The organism is Cupriavidus malaysiensis (genome assembly GCF_001854325.1).
Classification (GTDB): domain Bacteria; phylum Pseudomonadota; class Gammaproteobacteria; order Burkholderiales; family Burkholderiaceae; genus Cupriavidus; species Cupriavidus malaysiensis.
The window spans coordinates 3,120,165-3,142,015 of sequence record NZ_CP017755.1 but is presented as its reverse complement, the minus strand read 5'-3'; the positions used below and the strand labels follow the sequence as shown (position 1 = coordinate 3,142,015).

Annotated in this window: 19 protein-coding genes; 15 read left to right on the top strand and 4 right to left on the bottom strand. The window is 66.4% G+C overall.

What is annotated here, in order from left to right:
• Positions 1 to 739 precede the first annotated feature (739 nt).
• From BKK80_RS36005 to BKK80_RS36000, 8 genes are all read left to right on the top strand, one after another.
• Positions 740 to 1,246 carry an NUDIX hydrolase gene (locus BKK80_RS36005; RefSeq protein ID WP_157903389.1) on the top strand — a complete coding sequence of 169 codons (507 nt, stop codon included), beginning with the start codon at positions 740 to 742 and terminating at the stop codon, positions 1,244 to 1,246.
• A 29-nt stretch (positions 1,247 to 1,275) separates the two neighbouring features.
• On the top strand, positions 1,276 to 1,998 hold the full coding sequence (locus BKK80_RS33350; RefSeq protein ID WP_084545861.1) for a sugar phosphate nucleotidyltransferase: 723 nt from the start codon (positions 1,276 to 1,278) through the stop codon (positions 1,996 to 1,998).
• Positions 1,995 to 2,975, top strand: a complete 981-nt coding sequence (locus BKK80_RS33345) for an NAD-dependent epimerase/dehydratase family protein (protein ID WP_071072947.1) — start codon at positions 1,995 to 1,997, stop codon at positions 2,973 to 2,975. Before BKK80_RS33350 ends, BKK80_RS33345 begins: the two co-directional genes overlap by 4 nt.
• Positions 2,962 to 4,140: an aminotransferase class I/II-fold pyridoxal phosphate-dependent enzyme gene (locus tag BKK80_RS33340; RefSeq protein WP_157903388.1), complete on the top strand. Its 1,179-nt coding sequence runs from the start codon at positions 2,962 to 2,964 to the stop codon at positions 4,138 to 4,140. Before BKK80_RS33345 ends, BKK80_RS33340 begins: the two co-directional genes overlap by 14 nt.
• A complete protein-coding gene (locus BKK80_RS33335) occupies positions 4,131 to 5,150 on the top strand; it encodes a hypothetical protein (RefSeq protein WP_157903387.1) in 1,020 nt (339 codons plus the stop codon). Before BKK80_RS33340 ends, BKK80_RS33335 begins: the two co-directional genes overlap by 10 nt.
• A gap of 33 nt (positions 5,151 to 5,183) precedes the next feature.
• On the top strand, positions 5,184 to 6,080 hold the full coding sequence (locus BKK80_RS33330; RefSeq protein WP_071072941.1) for a hypothetical protein: 897 nt from the start codon (positions 5,184 to 5,186) through the stop codon (positions 6,078 to 6,080).
• 61 nt (positions 6,081 to 6,141) lie between these two features.
• Positions 6,142 to 7,416: an MATE family efflux transporter gene (locus BKK80_RS33325; RefSeq protein ID WP_157903386.1), complete on the top strand. Its 1,275-nt coding sequence runs from the start codon at positions 6,142 to 6,144 to the stop codon at positions 7,414 to 7,416.
• A 27-nt stretch (positions 7,417 to 7,443) separates the two neighbouring features.
• Entirely contained in the window at positions 7,444 to 8,430 is a 987-nt protein-coding gene (locus tag BKK80_RS36000) for an NADPH:quinone oxidoreductase family protein (RefSeq protein ID WP_084545858.1), read from the top strand.
• On the opposite strand, the gene BKK80_RS33320 is transcribed toward BKK80_RS36000, so the two are convergent.
• Positions 8,407 to 8,589, bottom strand: a complete 183-nt coding sequence (locus BKK80_RS33320) for a hypothetical protein (RefSeq protein WP_071072937.1) — start codon at positions 8,587 to 8,589, stop codon at positions 8,407 to 8,409. The genes BKK80_RS36000 and BKK80_RS33320 overlap by 24 nt on opposite strands.
• Positions 8,590 to 8,698: 109 nt before the next feature.
• Positions 8,699 to 9,373 carry a TetR/AcrR family transcriptional regulator gene (locus BKK80_RS33315; protein ID WP_071072935.1) on the bottom strand — a complete coding sequence of 225 codons (675 nt, stop codon included), beginning with the start codon at positions 9,371 to 9,373 and terminating at the stop codon, positions 8,699 to 8,701.
• A gap of 220 nt (positions 9,374 to 9,593) precedes the next feature.
• Between BKK80_RS33315 and BKK80_RS33310 the strand changes: the two genes are divergently transcribed.
• The 3 genes from BKK80_RS33310 to BKK80_RS33300 all read left to right on the top strand — a co-directional run bounded on the left by BKK80_RS33310 (position 9,594) and on the right by BKK80_RS33300 (position 13,157).
• Positions 9,594 to 10,376 (top strand): FadR/GntR family transcriptional regulator, encoded by a 783-nt coding sequence (locus BKK80_RS33310; RefSeq protein ID WP_071017998.1) that lies wholly within the window; start codon positions 9,594 to 9,596, stop codon positions 10,374 to 10,376.
• Positions 10,377 to 10,569: 193 nt separating this feature from the next.
• Positions 10,570 to 11,979 (top strand): amidase family protein, encoded by a 1,410-nt coding sequence (locus tag BKK80_RS33305; protein ID WP_071018000.1) that lies wholly within the window; start codon positions 10,570 to 10,572, stop codon positions 11,977 to 11,979.
• Positions 11,980 to 12,137: 158 nt separating this feature from the next.
• On the top strand, positions 12,138 to 13,157 hold the full coding sequence (locus BKK80_RS33300) for a Bug family tripartite tricarboxylate transporter substrate binding protein (protein WP_071072933.1): 1,020 nt from the start codon (positions 12,138 to 12,140) through the stop codon (positions 13,155 to 13,157).
• Positions 13,158 to 13,264: 107 nt separating this feature from the next.
• On the opposite strand, the gene BKK80_RS33295 is transcribed toward BKK80_RS33300, so the two are convergent.
• Positions 13,265 to 14,131, bottom strand: coding sequence for a LysR substrate-binding domain-containing protein (locus BKK80_RS33295; protein ID WP_071018004.1), 867 nt, complete (start codon positions 14,129 to 14,131; stop codon positions 13,265 to 13,267).
• A gap of 127 nt (positions 14,132 to 14,258) precedes the next feature.
• Here BKK80_RS33295 and BKK80_RS33290 point away from each other — a divergent pair, with 127 nt between their 5' ends.
• From BKK80_RS33290 to metC, 4 genes are all read left to right on the top strand, one after another.
• A complete protein-coding gene (locus tag BKK80_RS33290; protein WP_071072931.1) occupies positions 14,259 to 14,846 on the top strand; it encodes a cysteine dioxygenase family protein in 588 nt (195 codons plus the stop codon).
• A gap of 239 nt (positions 14,847 to 15,085) precedes the next feature.
• Positions 15,086 to 16,738, top strand: a complete 1,653-nt coding sequence (locus tag BKK80_RS33285; RefSeq protein WP_071072928.1) for a rhodanese-like domain-containing protein — start codon at positions 15,086 to 15,088, stop codon at positions 16,736 to 16,738.
• Positions 16,739 to 17,009: 271 nt separating this feature from the next.
• Positions 17,010 to 18,227, top strand: a complete 1,218-nt coding sequence (locus BKK80_RS33280) for a Bug family tripartite tricarboxylate transporter substrate binding protein (protein ID WP_335582970.1) — start codon at positions 17,010 to 17,012, stop codon at positions 18,225 to 18,227.
• A 97-nt stretch (positions 18,228 to 18,324) separates the two neighbouring features.
• Positions 18,325 to 19,587, top strand: coding sequence for a cystathionine beta-lyase (gene metC / locus BKK80_RS33275; RefSeq protein ID WP_083384368.1), 1,263 nt, complete (start codon positions 18,325 to 18,327; stop codon positions 19,585 to 19,587).
• Positions 19,588 to 19,728: 141 nt separating this feature from the next.
• Here metC and BKK80_RS33270 read toward each other — a convergent pair whose 3' ends face one another.
• A complete protein-coding gene (locus BKK80_RS33270; RefSeq protein WP_071072926.1) occupies positions 19,729 to 21,522 on the bottom strand; it encodes a methyl-accepting chemotaxis protein in 1,794 nt (597 codons plus the stop codon).
• Between the last annotated feature and the right edge of the window lie 329 nt (positions 21,523 to 21,851).

Below are 21,851 nucleotides of genomic sequence, written 5' to 3'. Positions count from 1 at the left end.
GGGAGTCCCTATGGCAAGCCCAGCATCCATCTGGCTCGATGACGCTTCCAGCGGCCATCCTGCCGCTGTCGTCCTGGGTCAATGCGACTCCCCATGCCGTTTCGATGCGGTCGGCGGCAAGCCGGTACCGGTAGCCGCCAGGCTCTGGCTGAATCTCAAGGGGAGCCGCAGGGATAGCACAGCCGCATCGATGGTGCAGCCGTGGAGGCAGCACTGACCACGAGTCTTCGCGAAGCGCTCGGCATGTGCGCTGAAGGCTCTGTCGTGACCATTCTCGTTGAGTTTGTATCGGCCAGTTGCATGACCAAAGAACCACCTGCCCAGCCTTTGTCAGAATTCGAGAGCTTTAAAACTTGCCGAATTCTGCTCTGCAGATATTGATGATCAATTTCGTAGTCCTCTGATTTCCTTGTGCCTGATGAATCCGTATGCTGCATCTCCATATGAAGGGGCTGCATTGCTGCAGGCAAAGAATTAGGCCATTTTTATGTCGCTGATAATGGAAAAAGAAATGCGCAAGAACTGCCATAAAAGCGATCGGCGGGGAGGCGCGGGAGCAAGTATTCGAGAGGCTAATTGCGGGTAGGGCAAGTGGTTAAGGATCTTGGGAGGTGCTATGCAACGATGTTCATTGAATGGCGGTTTAAAGAAATGGAATGTCTTGGCTAGCGATGATCTGGTAAAGGATGAGTGGCTTCATCTTTGTCGGCATCGCTGCCTGAGGTCTGATGGATCCATCGTGGATCCGTACTACATTATTAACGGGCGGGACTGGATCAATATAATGCCGGTAACTCGGAATGGTCTCGTCTATCTGATACGCGAATATCGGCACGGTTTCGGCGAGATACTGACGGGGCTGCCTGGAGGGCTGATCGATGAGGGGGAGGACTGCGCAGCCGCCGCCGTCAGAGAATTGCGGGAAGAGACCGGCTTAACAGCATGTGCCCCGCTTCTTTTGACCGGAAGAATGGTCGTTAACCCGTCGACGCATTCGAACATGGGCTATAGCTTCCTAGCGCTCGTATCCGAGCCTCAGGAATCTCTCGTGGCAAGCCAGGAACCGGATATCGAGGTGGTCAGGTACGATCTGACGGAGCTACTTGATATTGTTTTAAGCGGCTCCGAAATGCTTTCCGGCTATGACGCAGCTTCGATCCTGAGAGGATTTTTCTCTCTGCGCAGACTTCCTGGTTTCGAATTTGACTTTTTGGCGAAGCTGAGTGAAAGAGAAAACATGGGTTGAGGCGAATCCCAGCATGGAGGGTATACATCATGTGGACAACACTAATTGTCGCGGGTGGATTTGGTACCAGGTTGAACCCGTTCACGAAAGTAATACCAAAACCGCTCATGCCGATCGGCGATCACAGCCTTTTGGAGCGGCATGTCAGTGCGCTGGAAAAAGCTGGATCGCAGGATATTTTTATCGCCGTTCATTACTGTGCTGACCTGTTCGGGAGCATCGTGGAAGCGCTGGCATCGCGATATGGCGTACATATCCAGCTCCTGCTGGAACTGGAGCCAAGAGGCACATTCGGGTCGGCCCTCGCACTGTGCCAGCAGCTGATTGATCGCGGCGAAAGCAAGCAGCTGATGGTGCTGAACGGAGACATCGCATCGGATCTGGATCTCGTCGACTTTCATCGATTCCACATGGCCAGCGGCACAGATTTCTCGGTTGCGGTGAATGATTACATATACCGAGTGCCATATGGCGTGGTGGAATCGCACGACTCCCGGATGCTGAGGGTCAGTGAAAAACCCGCCATTCCGTTTCCGGTTCTCGCAGGATACTACCTGATGCAGCCGTCGATCGGCACACTTCTGGAGTCCGTGGGAAATGGTGAGCTTGGCATCGACAAGGTTCTGTCCTTGCTATTGGAACGCGGATCGCATATTTCGACCTATCAGCATCATGGGAAGTGGATCGACGCAGGCACGATTGAAGACCTTCATCGAGCCAATGAGCTTTTCTCGGCGAGGGGAGTGGCGTGAGCGAAGAGAAACGAGTTCTCGTCACTGGTGCGGCCGGTTACATTGGAAGCGGGGTCTGCCGTAAGCTGTTGAGTGAAGGGTTTAGCGTCATCGGCATGGACAGCCTGATGTATGGGGCGACGGGCCTGCTGCCGCTTCTGGTAATGCCGCGATTTGAGTTTGTTCGGCTTGATATAAGAGATCACTCGCAGTTCCAACAGCAGCTAGACCGGATCCGTCCATTTGCTGTGGTTCATCTGGCGGCCATTGTCGGAGATCCTGCCTGCAAGAAGATGCCAGAGGCGGCCCGGCAAACAAATCTGGACGCCACCAAGGCGCTGTTCGGCGTAGCCCTTGAAAATAAAACCAGCCGCTTCATTTTTGCATCGACCTGCAGCAACTATGGCCTGAGTGATTCGATGGCCTTGCTCAGCGAAGACAATGCGCTAAATCCATTGTCGCTCTACGCGGAAACGAAAGTGGAGGCTGAGCGCTGGCTTATCGATAATTCAGCCACACTCGAAACCTATATTCTGCGTTTTGGAACGGCGCATGGGTTATCGGCCCGGATGCGCTTTGACCTGACGGTCAATGAGTTCGCGCAGGCCATCGCCATGGGTTCGCCATTCGATGTCTACGATTCCGAGACGTGGCGACCTTATTGTCATGTCAATGATTTTTCGGATTTGATTTGCCACATCTGCGCCGACAAAAAAATTCGCGCAGGCGTCAACGTCTTCAATGTCGGGTCGGATGAGGAAAATTATCGGAAGATCGATTTGATTAATACGATCGCCCAAGCAACAAGCAGAACCGCGCGCTTTACGGATATCGGTCGCGGCGCCGACCGCAGGAACTACCGGGTAAGTTTCGCCAAGGTCGCCGCCGAACTGAGATTCAAGCCACGATATGGTGTTGCTTACTCGGCTCGTCAGATCAGTGAAGCGTTGGGCCTGGACCTCTTTCCTTTCCACGGGGGCCGCTATGCAAACGTCTGAGGAAACAAGCATCGCCAACTATGCCCCGCTCCTGAATGGACGTGAGCGGGAGTATGTTGCACAAGCCATCGAATCAGGCTGGGTGTCATACGGCGGCTGGTACGTAAGGGAGTTCGAGACTTCGCTCGCACAGACGTTTGGTTGTGCTGACGCGGTGACGGTTGCGAGCGGTACCTGCGCCCTGCAGTTGGCATTTGAGCTTTCCGGCAAGCGGGACACCGAGATCCTGATTCCCGCATTGACGTTTGCCGCGCCCGCCAGTGCCGCAGTACGCGCGGGCATGCATCCCGTCTTTGTAGACCTGGATCCGAAGACTTGGCAGGTCGACGATGAATTGCTGGCGGCATTTCTGGAAGAACGATGCGTGCGCCGGGAGGGCCACGTCGTCAATACAGCTTCCGGAAGGCGGGTCTCCACGATCTGCCTCGTGCACCTGTGGGGAGACCTCGCGAGGCTCGATCGCATTCACGCGCTGGCAAGGCAATGGAACCTGGTGGTAATTCATGATGCCGCGCAGTGCCTGGGTGCTCGCTACAAGGGACTGCCCTTGGGAGCGACCGTGCCCGACGATCAAGTCGATCAGATCATCATCACTACCAGCTTCAATGCCAACAAGATCATCACGACAGGAGCCGGTGGTGCGCTTATCGCCAAATCGCAATCGCTTTGTCGCAGGGCACGCCATCTTTCGTCCACCGCCAAGGCTGACACGATGTCGTTCTTTCATGACGACTATGGATTGAACTTCCGCATGAGCAACATCAATGCCGCCATAGGTGTTGCCCAGATGGAGATGCTGTCCGACCGCATTCATCGAAAGCAAAGGCTTCACCAATACTACGTTAGAGCCATCCGCAAGCGAATGGATGGTGTGCGGTTTGCCCACCAGGCTCCTGAGTCAGCCGGCATCTGCTGGATGAACTGTATTGAGTTGCCGCAGCCGTCCAGATCCGTCATCGAAAAACTGGTGGCGCAACGGATCATGGTGCGCCCAGTCTGGATTCCCCTTCCGCAACTTCCAGTCTATTCGCGCTTTGAGTACTATCAACGCGACGCGTTTTCCGCACGTCTGCATGAACATGCCATCATGCTTCCTTCGGGGCCGGGCGTGACCGAAGCACAGGCGGATCGAGTCGTATCCGCGTTGGCGGAGGCATGCCGATGACGTGCCTTGGATATTTTTTCAACTACGCCAGCTGTGTGGAAGAAGGCCGGTACTGTCAGTCACCCCACACGACACTGCGCGAGCTCCACGCGCATGCGGATCTGCTTCAACCGCTTAATCGCTGGTACAAGGAAACATTTGGCCGCTCTGTCTTCGAGGAAGTGGCAAAGCCCAGGCTGCTTGACCCGCTCGACCTGCCAAGCGTACGCACCGCGAGGGTCACACAGCTGGTACTGTTCCTCTGTGCCGCCATGGTACTGCGGCAGCGCAGCGCGCCAACCCACACCGCGGGATACTCACTCGGCTATGGCGCAGCATTTGCCTTATCAGGCGTGCTGCCGTTTCCAGCCTTTGTGCACGATGTTTTCAGCGCGAACTATCCGTACGCAAACGACAATCATACGGCGCTTCAGGAAGACAGGCTGCGCTCCTGCATCCTGTATGACCCTACGGAGCCCGCTTTTGGCGTCACCGTTGCCAATGCCATTCGGCGCCATTTTCCTGAAGTGGTCGTCAAGGACGACCGGCCACCCTATTGCATGCAGGTTGTGGCCGCGGAGACGGTGCTGGATGCACTTCGCGCCTGGGTATTCCGGTCTTTCCCAGCATCTGCCTCGCACTCCACTAGGATGATCAGAAGCGATGCAGCACATCTCTACCCCGACAGATACCAGGCAGTGAAAGCAGCATTCCGACAGGCAGCGTATGGTGTGCCGGGTCTGGATATCGTCACGCACCAGCATGGCGTCCTTGGCCAAGGGCGATTCCTCGAAGATGGCGGCGGCGTGCTCTTTGACGCGATCCAGGCGCCGCTCTCGATGCGGCGAGTCGTCGATGTCCTCGTCGCGTATCGCGGGCCGCTGATCATGTTCGGATCTGCCAGGACGGCAGATTTTGTCTTCTTCGGTCTGGGCAACAAGGCATTGAACCGGCCGGTCATTGACTGGGAGCAAGCGCTCCTGCTGCGTGACGCACCCATTGTCACGGCTAGCCAAGCCGACCGGCGATAGTCGTTCAGACATATTGAAAGGACACAGACTCCCATGCTGAAGCAAATCCAGAGTGGATCGTATTCTTCCGGAAATCAACCGTCCGAGGACGTCTGCGGCTACGTGGCCGATAACAAGTCCGTGCACGCGTGGGTCATTGATGGCGCTACCGGAATTTCGCCGTCCTTGATGCTGGCGCCCGATCACTCCGACGCTGAATGGTACGCACTCCGGATCAACTGGCACTTGCATCGCGCCATCGTTTGCCATGGTGGATCGCACGACTCGGACATGCTTCTGGCATCTGCCATTGACGCTGCGAATGCGGACTTTCGTGCATTGATCAACGATCGCGAGGCCGATGCTCACCTGCTGCCCTCTGCTTCCGTCATCCTGGCAAAGGTGCAACGACAATCAGGAGGCTACCTCGTTGGCTTCGCCAAACTCGGGGATTGCTGCGGCGTGTTACGGACGGGCCCAGGACAGGCCCATATCGTGGAATCCACGCTCGGACCGTCGTTCGATCTGGAATTCGATGCACTCGCAGCCCGCCTCGCGCAGACAGATGGAGACAGCGAACGGCGAAGCGCTATCCTGGCCGAAATCTCGCGGCGCTTGCTTGTCAGGCGCAAGACGATGAACCAGCCGGGAGGCTATGCCATCGCGGCGCCAAACTGGGATTCCTCCACCCTTGGGTTCGAATCGTTCCATTCTATTGAGCCGCCATCGCTGATGCTGTTGAGCGATGGCGCTGCCAGGCTCGTCGAGAAGTATCGCGCCTGCACCTATGAAGAGGCGCTGGACGAAGTCTTCAGGATCGGAGGCGTGGGACTCATACGCAAGATCCGCGAGATTGAGCGCCACGATCGCACTTGCCAGTCATGGCCGAGATTGAAGACCTCCGACGATGCCACAATCGTCGCACTTCAAGTCGGCGCGCATGTGCGCTGAAGCCCGCCGGATCGCCGCGCTGGCTGCCCCTACGTTCGGGATGCAGCTTACCGCCGTTGGCATGATGAGCATCGACACCGTGATGGCGGGGCACTTCGGAACTTCGGACCTTGCAGCGATCGGTATCGGCAGCGCCATCTACGTGACCGTGCTGGTCATCCTGACCGGGATCGCCAATGGCATCACACCCCTTGCAGCGCGGCTCTGGGGAAGCGGTGCGACGACCGAATTGCACGCCGTCTTATCGACTGGCATGGTGCTCTCTATCGGGTGCGCCATGCTTGCCTATCCTCTGCTCATGATGTGCCTCACCATGCTGGTGGACACCGATCCTGCAACCATGAGGAAGACCCAGTCATTCCTCGGTGTCCTCGCCATTGCCTTGCCTGCACTCCTGGCTTACCGGCTGCTGTTTGCGATGGAATCGGCAACGGGACGTCCCGCAGTGCTTATGTGGATCAATGTTGCCGGCCTGGTACTGAAAGTTCCGCTCAATTTCATCCTGATGCAGGCAACCAGCAACGACACGGGCGAGCGGCTGGGAGTGCTGGGATGCGCAGCCTCGTCCGTGATTATTGCGTGGGCTAGTCTCGCCATCTGCTGCCGAGTTCTGCTACGCGGCAACGTTCTAGGAGGAATTCGTCGCAGCGGAGGCCTCCGGGTCTCATGGAGCGCACTAAGGCTTGTTCTGCAATCCTCGGTTCCAGTCTCCGCGGTTCAGTTCGTTGAAATCGTGTCGTTCTCAGGCATGGCAATCCTGATTGCCAGAGCGGGCTCAAACGCGTCTGCTGCACATCAGATCGCAGCCAACATCGCTACCCTCCTCTTCATGCTGCCGCTGTCTGTCGGCATCGCGTCAGGGGTCCTGATTGCCAGATCCGCCGGGGCCAGCGCATTGGCTGAGGAGTCTGTGACTTTCAGGGCAGGACTGCTGATGGTCTGCTCTCTGTCAGTAGCGACGACAGTGGGTTTGCTGGCAGGACGGAATGCACTCGCCGCGCTGTTCACGACCGACGTCAATGTGGCTGCCTTGGCGTCTAGGATGCTCTTCTGGGTAGCAGTCAGCCAGATAGCCGATGCCATACAAATCTACTTCTGCTTGGTGCTTCGCTCCTACCGCATTGGATGGCCGGCGGTTGCCGTGGCTGTGGTCTTGCGCTGTGGTCTCGGGTTGGGTCTGGGCACCTGGATCGCATTCGGTCTTGATGGCTTCGGTGCCGTCGGCGTATGGATAGGTGGATTCATTGCGCTGTGTGCGGCGGCACTTGCGCTCGGCGCAATCTTCCATCGCAAGGTCGCATCCAAGCGACGACTTGCGATGGAAGTGGCACGCTAACGTAATGGCAATCAAGGGGTATCCAACATGCGAGCTGCGTACTGCGAACGAATTGGCGAAACGCTTTTGGTTGGTGACCTGCCGGACACACCGCTGCTGACAGGTCAAGTACGTGTGGATACGCATGCCTCCGGCCTGAATTTTGCGGATCTGTTGCTCCTGCGCGGAACTTATCAGGAAAAGCCACAATCTTTCCCGTTTGTTCCGGGCCTGGAGGCTGCCGGCGTTGTCGTTGAGGTGTGTCCCACAGTTTCCGGTGTTCGCCCGGGCGACAGGGTGATGGTGGGTATGCAGTTTGGCGGCTATGCCGATCAAGCCGTAGTGGATGCCAGTTCGGTTCACCCCATTCCCGACACCATGGGGTTTATCGAAGCTGCTGCGCTGGGAATTGCCTATGGCACGGCGATCGGGGCTTTGAAATGGCGGGCTCGGCTTGACGCCCGGGAGACCGTTCTGGTGCTTGGCGCAAGCGGGGGTGCCGGTCTTGCCGCGGTACAGGTGGCAAAGGCCTCAGGAGCAAAGGTTGTGGCTGCCGCCAGCACGCAGGCGCGTGCCGATTTTGCGGTATCGCATGGCGGTGCAGATCTGGGCTTAACCTACAGTCATCCAGATTGGAGGCGAGCTATCCGCGAGTCGTTGGGCGTTGAGGGGGTGGATGTTGTCTTCGATCCTGTTGGCGGCGAGTTCACTCAGCTTGCGATTCGATGTTGCCAGGCAGAAGCACGATACATCGTCATCGGATTTGCCTGTGGCGAGTTGCCGGAGATCCGCCCCAATATTTTTTTAGTGAAAAACCTCGATCTCATCGGGTTCTATCGGGGTTACTACAGAAGCAGGTTTCCCTCCAGAGTCGCTGATGGCTTCTCCGAGATATTCGCATGGCACTGCGAGGGAAAAATCCGCGCTCACGTGGATCGGGTTTTCCCGCTTGCCGAGGCGAACGATGCACTGAACGCCATTACACAACGACACGCAATGGGCAAGGTCGTTCTACAGACAAGGAAGGAAGAATAGCATCAGCAGGGCCGCGCCGATGGCCTGCAGAGCCAGGCCGAGGGCCGGCAGGCTGGCGCTGAAGTCGGCCAGGATGGCGAGGGCGATGGTGCCGGCCGCAGGGCTCGCGGTGGAGTTCGCGGTCGCATTCGCCGTCGCGGCAAGGCTGGACTCAGGCATGACGGTTCCTTGGCGGCGCGCGGCAACGATGGCGCGGGTCGCAGAGGGGCCGGCCGGCGCTGGCGCCGGCGGCGGAGATGACAACGTGGGGCGCCGGGCACGCAGGCACCTAGCGGTGGCGCGGCGAGTCGCGCGGCGAGGATGGCGCGACGCCGTCATCGACGTCGGCCGGCGCAATCGGTCGCATGGGAGGCATCGGCGGCAGGCCGAGCAGGCGCAGCGCGCTTGCCGCGGCGGTCGCGATCAAGGTGCGCTCCGGCCGTGTCCGCGCCAGCACCCGCACGCCCAGCAGCACGGCCAGCAGGTGGGCGGCGCCGGTTTCGGGCGGGGTGGCCGCCGGCAGCGTGCCGCGGGCCTGGGCGGCGCGCAGGCAACGTACGAAGAAGGCCTCGATCTGCCCGATCTCCTGCGCGATGGCGGCGCTCAGGTCGGCGTCCTCGGGCCGTGCCTCGAGCGCCGAGTTGACCAGCAGGCAGCCGCGCCGCAGCGGATCGTTCAGCGAGCGCTCGACGGTCTCGCCGAAGAAGGCCGCGATCGCCTCGGCCGGTGCGTGCGCCGCTTCGAGGTGCGCCATGCGCTCGCGCAGCGAGCGCTCCAGGTAATGCTCCAGCACGCGCCGGAACAGCGCGCGCTTGTCGCCGAAGGCGTTGTACAGGCTCGGCTGGGTCAGGCCGGTCTCGCGCACCAGGTCGCGCGTCGAGGTGGCTTCGTAGCCGTGTGCCCAGAACGCGTCGGTGGCGGCGTCGAGCACATCGGCTTCGTTGAATTCGCGGGGTCTTGGCATGAGGGCGGCAGCGCGTGCACTGTTTTGTGGCGTTCGATATAGAAAATACTATATCGATCGATACGCAATGCAAGGTCAATGCTTCGCGCTAGCGGTGGGGCTGCGGAGCAACGGGGCGGCGAAGAGCAGCCGCGCCGCCGGCTAAGGGAACACCCTCACTGGATCGAATCGATGTCCGGTGCTATTTATCCTATTTATCATCATAAATAGACCGAAGCCGATGAGCCTTCCTCCCAAGCCCCCGCTCCCCGCCGGCAAGCGCATCAAGCGCTCGGACCAGGTGGTGGCCGGCATCAAGCGCTGGATCGTCGATACCGAGCAGCAGGCCGGCGACCGGCTGCCGCAGGAAGCGGCGCTGATCGAGCAGCTCGGCGTTTCGCGCGGCACCGTGCGCGAGGCGCTGGCCGCGCTGCAGGTGCAGGGCCTGGTGTCGGTCAGCACCGGGCCCAACGGCGGCGCCACCTTGACGCCGCCCTCCTATGAGCGCTGCCTGGATGCGGTGTCCAGCTATCTCTACTTCCAGCCGGTCGACATCAGGACGCTGTACGCGCTGCGGCGCGCCGTTGAGCCCGAACTGGCCGCGAACGTGGCGACCCGGTTGAGCGAGGCCGACCTGGCGGAACTGGAGGCGCTGATCGGCCTCAGCCATCCGGCGCACGGCGGCAGCGCCGACTGGAACGCGCGGCGCGAGGCCGACCTGCTGTTCCACGACCGCCTCGCCGACGCCTGCGACAGCCCGATGCTGGCACTGTTCTGCCGCCTGCTCAACGACATCATCCGCCGCGTCATCATCGTGCGCCACGCGCAGGATGGCTTCGACCGCTTCGACGAGGACGTCCTGCACAGCCACACCGGGCTGATGGACGCCTTCCGTGCGCGCGACGCGGCGCGCGCGCGCGAGCTGATGCGCGAGCACATGGCATGCGCGGAGGCGCTGGCGCTGGAGGCCGAGGCGCGCATGGACCGCGCCGGCCTGCTGACCGGCGCCGAGCCAGGCGACTGAGCGCGCTGCCACTGTTTCCGCCGGCGCGCGGGCAGCCGCGCGCCGGGTTCCGCCCCGCTGCCTGACAGCTGCCTGATCGTTGCCTGACGGTTGCCTGACGGTTGCCTGACGCTGCCTGGACCGCCCGCTTCTTCCGCAAGCGGGCGGCGGGGATCGCTTTTGCCCTCACCCTCAACTTGTGGAGTCCTGCACCATGCCTGCCCAAGCTGCACTGTGGTCCCTGAGCGCCGCCGAAGTCGCGGCGGCCGTCCGCCATGGCGATGTGTCCTGCCGCGAAGTCACCGCCAGCGTGCTGGAGCGCATCGCGCAATGCAATCCGCGCGTCAACGCGCTCACCGAGGTGCTGGCCGACGCGGCACTGGCCAGCGCCGATGCCGCCGACCGCGCGCGCGCCGCGGGCGCCGCGCTGGGCCCGCTGCACGGCGTGCCGGTCACCATCAAGATCAACGTCGACCAGGCCGGCCATGCCACCAGCAACGGCGTGATCCCGCTGCGCGACCACATCGCGCGCGAGGATGCGCCGCTGGTGGCGCAATGGCGTGCCGCCGGCGCCATCATCGTCGGGCGCAGCAATACGCCGACCTATTCGTGGCGCTGGTTCACCGACAACGGCCTGCACGGACGCACGCTCAATCCCTGGGACCCAGCCGTCACCCCCGGCGGCTCCAGCGGCGGCGCGGCTGCCGCGGTGGCCACCGGCATGGGCGCGCTCGCGCATGGCAACGACATCGGCGGCTCGATCCGCTATCCGGCCTATGCCTGCGGCGTGGCCGGCCTGCGTCCGACCGTGGGCCGCGTCCCCGCCTACAACCCGAGTGCCACCGCCGAGCGCAGCATCACGCCGCAACTGATGTCGGTGCAAGGGCCGCTGGCGCGCAGCGTGGGTGACCTGCGCCTGGGCTTCCACGCCATGGCCGGCCATGATGCGCGCGATCCGTCATGGGTACCGGTGCCGCTGGAACTGCCGCTGCCGGCGGGCCCGCTGCGCGTGGCGCTGTTCCGGCACTGCCCGGGCATTGCCGTCGATCCCGCCGTGAGCGCGGCACTCGATCAGGCCGCGGGCTGGCTGCAGGCGGCCGGCTACGTGGTCGAGGAGGCCGCCTTGCCCGGCTTCCTCGAGGCCGCCGAACTGTGGCGCACCCTGACCACCGACGACGCGCGCCGCAGCGTCGTCGCGGGCGTGCGCGAGCACGGCGACGAGGCCATCCGCCGCAGCCTGCACAACATGATGGAAGGCATGGCCGAAACCGACCGCGACGGTTTCCTCGACGGCCTGGCGCGCCGCCAGACGCTGGCGCGCCAGTGGGCGGTGTTCTTCGAGCGCTATCCGCTGGTGCTGATGCCGGTGTCGTGGCAGCGCCCGGTGCGGCAGGACATGGATACCGGCAGCGTGGAAGACATGCGCGCGCTGGTGGCGGCGCAGAGCCCGCTGCTGGCCACCGCCGGCCTGGGCGTGCCGGGCCTGTCGGTGCCCACCGGCCTGGCCGGTGGTGTGCCGATGGGGGTGCAACTGGTGGCGTGGCGCTTCCGCGAAGACCTGCTGCTGCGCGCCGGCGAAGTCATCGAGCGGGCGGCAGGCTTCCTGCCGTTCAGCGCGCGCTGAACGGCGGCGGGCGCCGCGCCGCGCGGCGTCCCGGACGGTCGCAGCGCGCCGGGCCACGGCATGCGGTGCGACGCCGCGCGGTGCGCCGCCGCGCAGCAGGACAACAAGCCGTACGACCACTAGCCTGGCGAGAACACAGGCAGCAACCAGGAGGAGACATGCAAGACGACAACCACGCGGGCGCGTCCCGCTATTCGCGGCGCGCCTGGCTGGCCGGCGCCGCCGCGCTCTGTGCCGGCGCAGCGTTGCCGCGCGCCGCCAGCGCCGCCAGTGCCACGAGTGCCCAGTCGGTGGCGCGCATCATCGTACCTTTCCCGCCGGGCGGCCCGGCGGACTTCATGGGGCGCCTGCTGGCCGAGAAGCTGAAGGACACGCTGGGGCGCACCGTGCTGGTCGACAACCGGCCCGGCGCCGGCACCCGCGTCGCCGCCGAGGCGCTCAAGCACGCGCCGGCCGACGGCGGCACGGTTCTGCTGACGCCGGTCGACACCATGGTGATCGCGCCGCTGATCTACAGCAACCTGCGCTACCAGCCGGCCACCGACTTCACCGCGATCACCGACGTGGCGGGTGTGCAGTTCGGCCTGGCGGTGCCGGCCGACGCGCCCTACAAGACGCTGGCGCAGTTCGTGCAGGCCGCGCGGGCCGAGCCGAAGGCTCACTCGATCGGCATCAGCACGGTCGGCACGCTGCTGCATTTCCTCGCCACCGAGTTCGTCGCGCGTGCGCGCACCGGCAGCACCATCGTGCCCTACCGTGGCGGCAGCCCGCTGGTCACCGAGGTGCTGGGCAAGCAGATCGCCGCCGGCATGGATGCCACCACCACCTTCGTCGAATACCATCGCGCCGGCAAGCTGCGCGTGCTGGCCGTGGCCGGCGAGCGGCGCGCCGACGCGCTGCCAGCCGTGCCCACCTTTGCCGAGGCCGGCTATCCGGAGCTGGTGGCCGCCTCGCGCTACCTGCTCTATGCGCCGGCCGCCACGCCGCCCGCTGTGCTGGGGCAGTGGCAGCAGTCGGTGCGCAAGGCGCTGGCGATGGGCGATGTGCGCGACAAGCTGGAGCGTACCGGCTACGACCTGCTGGCCGGTTCCTCGCCCGAGGAGGTGGCGCGCTATGTCAGCGGCGTGTCGGAACGCTGGGGCCCGGTCATCAAGGCATCCGGCTTCAAGGGCGATTGAGTCGAGGGCGACCGAAGCCAGCGTGACACAAGCAGCGCGGGCGGCATGGGCGGCGGCCCGGTGCATGGCCCGCCGCCGCAGTGCCATCGCACCGCAGCGTCGCTGCTTCAGCCTGCCCCCAACCCCCGCTGCAGCGTCGCCTTGAGCATCAGGAACACCTGGCGCGCCACCGGATTGACCGCGTTCGGCCGCGCCCACAGGTAGTAGGTCACGTCGGGCAAGCGCGGCAGCCCGTCCTTGTCCCCCAGCACCCGCATGTCGGCGCCCAGCAGGTCGATGCTGCGCGCGGTCACGCCCAGCCCTGCGCGGATGGCGGCCTTGATGCCGATCAGGCTGGGCGCGAGGTAGGCCGCGCGCCACGGCACACCGCTTTCCTTGAGCGCGTCCAGCGCCAGCCGGCGGAACAGGCTGGGTTCGTCGGCCAGGATCAGCGGCACCGGTGCGCCGCGCTCGTAGGCGAAGTCCGCCGCGCAGACCCAGATGGTGGGCGAGGTGCGCAGCGGGAAGCCGTCCAGCGCGCTGTCCTCGCGCGTCGACAGGGTCAGGTCGATCTCGCCGCGGCGCAGCGATTCCATCAGGAAGGGGCTCCGTCCCACGTGGATCTCCAGCCGCAGCGCGGGCGAGGCGCGCGCGATATGCGACAGCAGGCCCGGCAGCAGCGTATCGGCCACGTCGTGCGGCGCGCCGATGCGCAGCGAGCCGGTCAGGTCACCCTCGCGCATCACCCGCAGCGCCTCGTCGTTGAGCGCCAGCAACTGGCGCGCGTACTCCAATAGCTTGTCGCCGTGCCGGCTGAGCTGCTTGTTGCGGCCCTGGCGCTCGAACAGGTTCAGGCCGAGTTGCTCCTCCAGCCGCTGCATCTGCTGCGTGACCGCCGACTGGGTGCGGTCGAGCTTGACCGCGGCGGCGCCGAATGTCTCGCAGTCGGCGATGGTCACCAGGGTGCGCAGCAGATCAAGATCGAAGGTTTCCATTCATCAGGTTTGCTAATGGATTTTCTTGGGTGGCTAAGTGGTATCGCCACAGGGATTTCTTTACAGTGAGATGACCGATGCGAAAAATCGCACGAAAAAATCATATCAATATAAGGATTCTAGAGACATGTCGGTGGCACAGCAACGCAAGTCGACGGTGGATGAGACCCTTCAATCCATCAGGAATATTGTAGAGACGGAGGGCGTCACGCGTCCCGCGCTGGCCCAGGTGCTGGCGCGCGTGCAGGACCTCGCCGCGCGGCCCGAACTGTGGTCGGAGGGCGACTATCCGCCGCCCGAGGCAGGCGAGCGCCAGGCGCGCTACCTGATCGCCGAGGATCCCGACCAGACCTACGCGCTCTACCTGAACGTGATGCGCCCCGGCAAGCGCATCCCGCCGCACAACCACACCACCTGGGCCTGCGTGGCCGGGGTCAGCGGCATCGAATACAACGACGTCTACCGGCGCACCGACGACGGCAGCCGTCCCGGCTTCGGCACGCTGGCGCACTCGCATACCGTCGAGGTCGGTCCCGGCACCGGCATCGCCCTGCTGCCGGACGACATCCACTCGGTGGAGATCCGCGGCGACGACGTCATCCGCCACCTGCATATGTACGGCCGCGCGCTGGAGACGCTGACCGAGCGCCTCAGCTTCGACCTGGAGCAAGGCACCTGCCAGGTGATGCAGGTCGGCGTGCAGACGCGGCGCTGAACCTGCCGCGCGCCTGAGCGGCGGGCCGGCACGGACTGCCGTGCCGGCCCGCCGCCGCCATCGCCACACGCCTGATCGGACCTTGGCGGATCGAGCCTCCCCGCGCGGAGAGGCGGGGCCCGCTTTTGCCCGTTTTTTTGTTTCCTGCCTGTTTTCCGCCGGTTGCCTCCAGCGTCGTCCCCCTGGTGCTGGCCGGAGACCTGCCCGAATACCTGCCCGAATCTTGCCCGACACACCCTATGTCCACGCCTGCTGACCGCCCCGCCAACCGCCCCGCCAACCGCCCCGCGGCGGAATCCATCGATGCCCGCACCCTGAAGGCCTGGCTGCACGACGACGAGGAGATCGCCTTGTTCGACGTGCGCGAGCACGGCCAGTACGGCGAGGGGCATCCCTTCCTCGCCGTGCCGCTGCCCTACAGCCGCTTCGAGCTCGACCTCGGCCGCCTCGCGCCCAGCCTGGCCACGCGCATCGTGCTGGCCGACGACGGCGACGGCGTGGCCGCGCTGGCCGCGCGCGCTGCGGCGGCCCTGGGCTACCGCCGCGTCTTCACGCTGGCCGGGGGCGTGCCCGCCTGGCAGGCCGCCGGCTACGTGCTGTTCGCCGGCGTCAACGTGCCGTCCAAGACCTTCGGCGAGCTGGCCGAGCACCACTACGGCACGCCGCGCGTCAGCGCCGCCGAGCTGGCCGCGCTGCAGGCGGGCGCGGCAGCGCCGGTGGTGCTCGACGGCCGTCCGCTCGGCGAATTCCGCAAGATGAACATTCCCGGCGCGCGCTGCTGCCCCAACGGCGAGCTGGCCTGGCGCCTGCGCGACCTGGTGCCCGATCCGTCCACGCCGATCGTGATCAACTGCGCCGGCCGCACGCGCAGCATCATCGGCGCGCAGACCCTGATCAACCTCGGCGTGCCCAACCCGGTCTACGCGCTGGAGAACGGCACGCAGGGCTGGTACCTGAACGATTTCACGCTGGAGCATGGCGGCACCGCCCACTATCCCGAGCACACCCGGCCGGCCGGGCAGGAGGCCGCGCGGCAAGCCGCCGAGGCGCTGGCCGGTCGCGCCGGCGTGCCGCGCATCGATGCCGCCACCGCCGCGCAATGGCTGGCCGATGCGGACCGCAGCACCTTCCTGTGCGACGTGCGCACGCCCGAGGAATTCGCCGCCGGTTCGCTGCCCGGCGCGCAGCATACGCCCGGCGGCCAGCTGATCCAGGCCACCGACCAGTATCTCGGCGTGCGCCGCGCGCGCCTGGTGCTGTTCGACGTGGAAGGCGTGCGCGCGCTGGTGGTGGCGAGCTGGCTGCGCCAGATGGGCCACGACGCGGTGGTGCTGGCGGGCGGCCTCGAGGCCGGACGCGCCGCCGGACTGGCGGCGCCGGCACCGCTGGCCGCCGGTGCCGGCAACGCACTGGCCGAGGTGGCGCCGGGCGAGCTGCGCGACGGCCTCGCCGCGCAGCAGATGGCCGCGCTCGACCTGCGCCCCGGCATGGCCTTCCGCGCCGCGCGCGTGCCGGGCAGCCTGTGGTCGATCCGGCCGCGCCTGGCGGCCGACCTGGCCGGCGTGCCGCGCGACACCACGCTGGTGATCGTGGGCGAGGCCGACCTCGCCGCGCTGGCGGCGGCCGACCTCGCCGCGCTCGGCTATGGCGACGTGCGCCGCCTGGCCGGCGGCATCGAGGCCTGGGAGGCCGCCGGCCTGCCGCTGCGGCGCGGCAACGGCGCACCGGAGGCACTGCCCGACGCGCGCTGCATCGACTTCCTGTTCTTCGTGCACGACCGGCATGACGGCAACAAGGAGGCGGCGCGCCGCTACCTGGCCTGGGAAACCGGGCTGGTGGCCCAGCTCGATGCGCAGGAACTGGCGCTGTTCCGCTTCCTGCCGGCGGCCTGAACCACCGCCGTCCGGCCTTCGACCTGCGATCCACCGGCCGTCGACCCGGCATCCATCCGCCACCCGCCACCCGCCTGACATGAACCGCCGCAAGCGACCCCGCCAGGCCGAGCCCGCTGTCCGCGCCGTCGCCCTCGTGGCAACGCCGGACGCGCCGGGCCGGACAGAGTCGCGCGGCCACGATTCCCCGCCTTGCTCGAAGGTGCAGACACGCGGCCGGGCCCCGGCCCGCGCCTTGCCAGGACTCACCCATCCGCCCCCAGGAGGTCTCATGTTCCGCTTTCCCTCGCCAGGCCGTTCCGCCCGCTTGCTGCGCGCGCTGTCGTCGGCCCTGAAGCCCGCCCTGACGCCCGCCCGGAAGCCCGCCCGGAAGCCGGCGCCGCACGTGCTCGCCGCGCGGCCGCTGTCCCTGCGCGCGCCGCTGCATACCCCCGGGTCCGGCGGCCCGCCCGCGCACTGCCAGCCGGTCCGGCGCCGTGCACGCACCGCGCTGGCGCGCCTGGCGGCGCTGGCCGGGGCGTGCGGCGCCGCCGGCAGCGTGGCGCTGGCCGCGGTCGCGCAGCCGCTGGCGCCGCTGCCACCGGTGAGCGGTTACCCGGCGCAGCCGTTGCGCATCGTCTCGCCATTCCCGGCGGGCGGCGGCAACGATGCCGTCTCGCGCATCGTCTCCAGCCGCCTGGCCGAGGTGCTGGGGCAGTCGGCGGTGGTCGACAACCGCGGCGGTGCCGGCGGCAATATCGGCACGCGCTCGGTGGCCGAGTCCAAGGCCGACGGCTACACCCTGCTGACCTCGCAGGTCTCGGTGATGGCGGTCAACCCGACGCTGTACGCCGCGCCGGGCTTCGATCCTGTCAAGCAGTTCAAGCCCGTCACGCAGATCAACGCCGCGCCGCTGGCCATCGTGGTGGCGGCCAACGCGCCCTGGCAGACCTTCGCCGAGCTGGCCGCACAGGCCAAGGCGCAGCCGCAGCGCATCACCTTTGCCACGCCGGGCAACGGCACGCTGTCGCACCTGGTCGGCGTGGTGCTGGACAAGGATGCCGGCGTCTCGCTGCAGCACGTGCCCTACAAGGGGGCGGGCCCGGCCATCAACGACCTGCTGGGCGGCCAGGTGAACGTGCTGATCACCTCGACCTCGTCGGTGGCCGGCTTCGTGCAGGCCGGGCGCATGCGCGCGCTGGCAGTGACCAGCCCGCGCCGGCTGGGCGTGTTCGCCAGGGTGCCGACGCTGGAGGAACTGGGCTACCGCAACCTGCGTTTCGAGGACTGGTACGGCATCTTCGTGCCCGCCGGCACGCCGCCGGAGCGCGTGGCGCACCTGAACCGCGCGCTGGTGCAGGTGTTGCACCAGCCCGACGTGGTGCGCCAGATCAACGAAGGCGGCAGCGACGTGGTGGCCAGTTCGCCCGAGGCCTTCGGCGCGCAGCTCAAGAGCGATATCTCGCGCTGGTCGCAGATCGTCAAGCTGTCGGGCGCGCACCTGGATTGAAGACCCCGCGGCGGCACGGCCCTTGCGAGGCGATCGCCGGGACCGCGCCGCGCCCCGGCTGTCCGCCACTTCCGCCCGTCCACTCCGAAGGCCAACCATGAAGCACACCCTTCCGACCCGCCTTGCCCGCGCCGGCCGCCATGCCGACGTGCCGGGCGGGCAGCCGGTCAACCCGCCGGTGGTCCGCGCCAGCACGGTGCTGTTCGCCTCCACCGCCGAGATGCGCGAGATGCGCGCGCGCCGCGCCAGCGAACGCCTTTTCACCTACGGCGCGCGCGGCAATCCCACCGCCTTCGCGCTCGAGGACATGGTCACCGAGCTCGAAGGCGGCTACCGCACCCGCCTCTTTCCCAGCGGCCTGGCCGCCGCCGCCATGACCTTGCTTGCCTGCCTGCGTCCCGGCGAGCACGTGCTGCTGCCCGACTGCGTCTACGAGCCGGTGCGCAACCTGGCCGGCGGCTTCCTGCGCGAGCATGGCGTGACGGCCGGCTTCTATGCCGCCGACGGCAGCGACCTCGCGCGCCGCCTGCGGCCCGAGACGCGGCTGGTCTACGTGGAAGCGCCGGGCTCGCTGGCCTACGAGATGTGCGACCTGCCCGCCATCGCCGCATTGGCGCACGCGCACGGCGCGCTGGTGGCGGCCGACAACACCTGGGGTTCAGGCCTGCTGTACCAGCCGCTCGCGCTGGGGGCCGACATCTCGCTGATGGCCGCCACCAAGTACCTGGGCGGCCATTCCGACGTGATGATGGGCACCGTCTGCACCACTGAGGCCGCCTGGCCGCGGCTGGCCGCGCTGGCCGACGCCTTCGGCATGGCGGTCAGCGCCGACGATGCCTACCTGGTGCAGCGCGGCATGCGCTCGCTGGGCGCGCGTCTGGCCCAGCACCAGGCCGGCGCGCTGGCGGTGGCGCAGTGGCTGCAGGCGCGGCCCGAGGTGGCGCGCGTGTACTGCCCGGCGCTGCCCGGCGACCCCGGCCACGCGCTGTGGCGGCGCGACTGCCGCGGCACCAACGGCCTGCTGTCGTTCGCGCTGCGCAGCGGCGGCCTGGCCGCGGCCGAGCGCTTCGTCGACAGCCTGTCGCTGTTCGGCATCGGCGCCAGCTGGGGCGGCTTCGAGAGCCTGGCCACGGTGGCCGACATGGCCCGCGCGCGCTCGGTCGGCGACTGGTCCGGCAGCACGCCGCTGGTCCGCCTGCATATCGGACTGGAAGGCGTGGAGGACCTGATCACCGACCTGGCGCGCGGTTTCGCCGCGCTCGGCGATGGTGTGCCGCATGCACCGTGCGTACCGCAACGATCGTCGGCCGGCGCCGTGCCGGCGGCCTGCATGGAGAACGAAGACGGGCATCATCGATGACTGGCTGGCTCGTCGAGGACGGCCGCCAGGCCGGCTGCGAGCCTTTCGCCGACGATCCGTCGCCGTCGACCGGGATACCGCGCTCCCAGGTGGAGGTGGAAGCGATGCGCTGAGCGGGTCCGTCGCGCGGCGAAGCGCGGCTCAGAACTGCTCCCAATCGTCCGACGATGCCGCGGTCGTGCGCGCCGCCGCGGCCTGCCGTTGCGGCTGTGCCATCGCCGGCTCCAGGCGCTGCGCCGGCAGCCGGGCCGGACGCGCCGGCTGCCGGCGGGAGCGCGGCGCCGTGCCCTGCGTGGCGCCCGCGCCGGCCTCGGGTTTGCCGGCGCGGGCGGCTTGTACTGGCTGCGCGGACGCCGGCGGCGCGGCCTCGATGCCAGCGCCCGCGTCCAGCCGGAAGGTGCCGACCGCCTGCAGCAGCAGGCGTGCCTGGTCTTCCAGCGCCTGGGTGGCGGCCGAGGCCTGTTCCACCAGGGCGGCGTTCTGCTGCGTGGTCTCGTCGATCTGCGTGATGGCCTGGTTGACCTGCTCGATGCCGGTGGTCTGTTCCTGGGTGGCGGCGGTGATCTCGCCCATGATGTCGGTGACGCGCTTCACGCTCTCGACGATCTCGGCCATGGTGCTGCCGGCCTGGCCGACCAGCGCGCTGCCTTCGCCGACCTGCGCCACCGAGGCGTCGATCAGGCTCTTGATCTCCTTGGCCGCGCTGGCCGAGCGCTGCGCCAGCGCGCGCACTTCGCCGGCCACCACGGCGAAGCCGCGGCCCTGTTCGCCGGCGCGGGCGGCTTCCACCGCGGCATTGAGCGCCAGGATATTGGTCTGGAAGGCGATGCCTTCGATCACGCCGATGATCTCGACGATCTTGTGCGACGAGGTGTGGATCGACTCCATGGTCTGCACCACGCGCGCCACCACCTCGCCGCCGTGGTTGGCGACGGCCGAGGCGGACACGGCGAGCTGGTTGGCCTGGCGCGCGTTGTCGGCGTTCTGCCGCACCGTGGAGGTCAGTTCCTCCATCGACGCCGCGGTCTCCTGCAGCGAACTGGCCTGCTGCTCGGTGCGCGAGGACAGGTCCAGGTTGCCGGCGGCGATCTGCCGGGAGGCCCCGCCGATGGTCTGCGTGCCGCGATGCACTTCGTGCACGATGCCGTTCAGGCTGCCGCGCATCTCGGCCAGCGCCTGCAGCAGCTGGCCCGACTCGTCGCGCGCATAGGGCCCGCCCTGCGCGCCGGCCTGGCCGGAGAGGTCGCCCTGCGCGACGCGCTGGGCCGCCTGCACCGCGTGCCGCATCGGTTGCGTGATACCCACCGTCAGCCACCAGGCGAAGCCGATGGCGAAGGCCGCCACCAGCGCCGCCGTGACGATCAGCACCGTGCGGGTGCGTTCGGCCAGCGCGTCGATGCGCTGCGCGGTGGCGTTGATCGATTGCCGCTGCAGGTCCAGCAGCGAGCGCAGCGCCTCTTCGTAGCCCTTCGCGCTGGGCAGGTAGCGCTCCTGCATCAGGCGCTCGATCTCGGCCTCGCTGGCGCTGCCCTTGATCTTCATGATCTCGTCGCGCGCGGCGATGTAGGCCTGGCGCACCTCGGCGGCCTGGCGCAGCACCGGCTTGTCGGTCTCGTCGGCCTGCGCTTCGATCTGTTTCATCAGCGCGGCGCCGCGTGCCGAGGAGGCCTTGGTCTGCTCCGCGAAGAAGCCCGCCAGCGCGGGATCGCTGCTGCGCGCGATGGCCGAGGTGCGCACGATGCCGACCGCGACCAGCGAGGTCCAGTCGGCCACCAGCCGTTCCTTGGCGAGCGGCTCGCTCATCATGGCGCGCGTCTGCTGCGAGAGTTCGCGCATGCGGTAGACGCTGAACGCGGTGTTCAGGACCAGCAGTGCCAGGATGACCGCGAAGCCGAAGGCAAGGCGTGTTCCGATCTTCATGTCGCGGATCTTCATGGGGGATGCTCCTGTCGATGTCCTGTCGATGGCGGGGCGGACGGGCCTGCCCGCGGACGATCCGGGCCGCGTTGCGCGGCGAGGGTCGTCATCGGTTAACGGTCGGGGGGTGGCGGGATTTACGGCGGATGCGGGGTGCCGTGGCAATTTCCGGCAAGCGGTGCCGCGATTGCGGCGTTCTCGCCGCATTCGTGTGGCGGCAGACTGCGACATCGTGCCGCAGGCGGGCCTGTGGCGCCGCCTCGGCGCTCAATGCGGCCCGGTGCCGGCCGTTATTGCACGGGTGCCGGCCTGGCCGGCATAGCGTAAGTGCTTCCCCGCACCGCTTT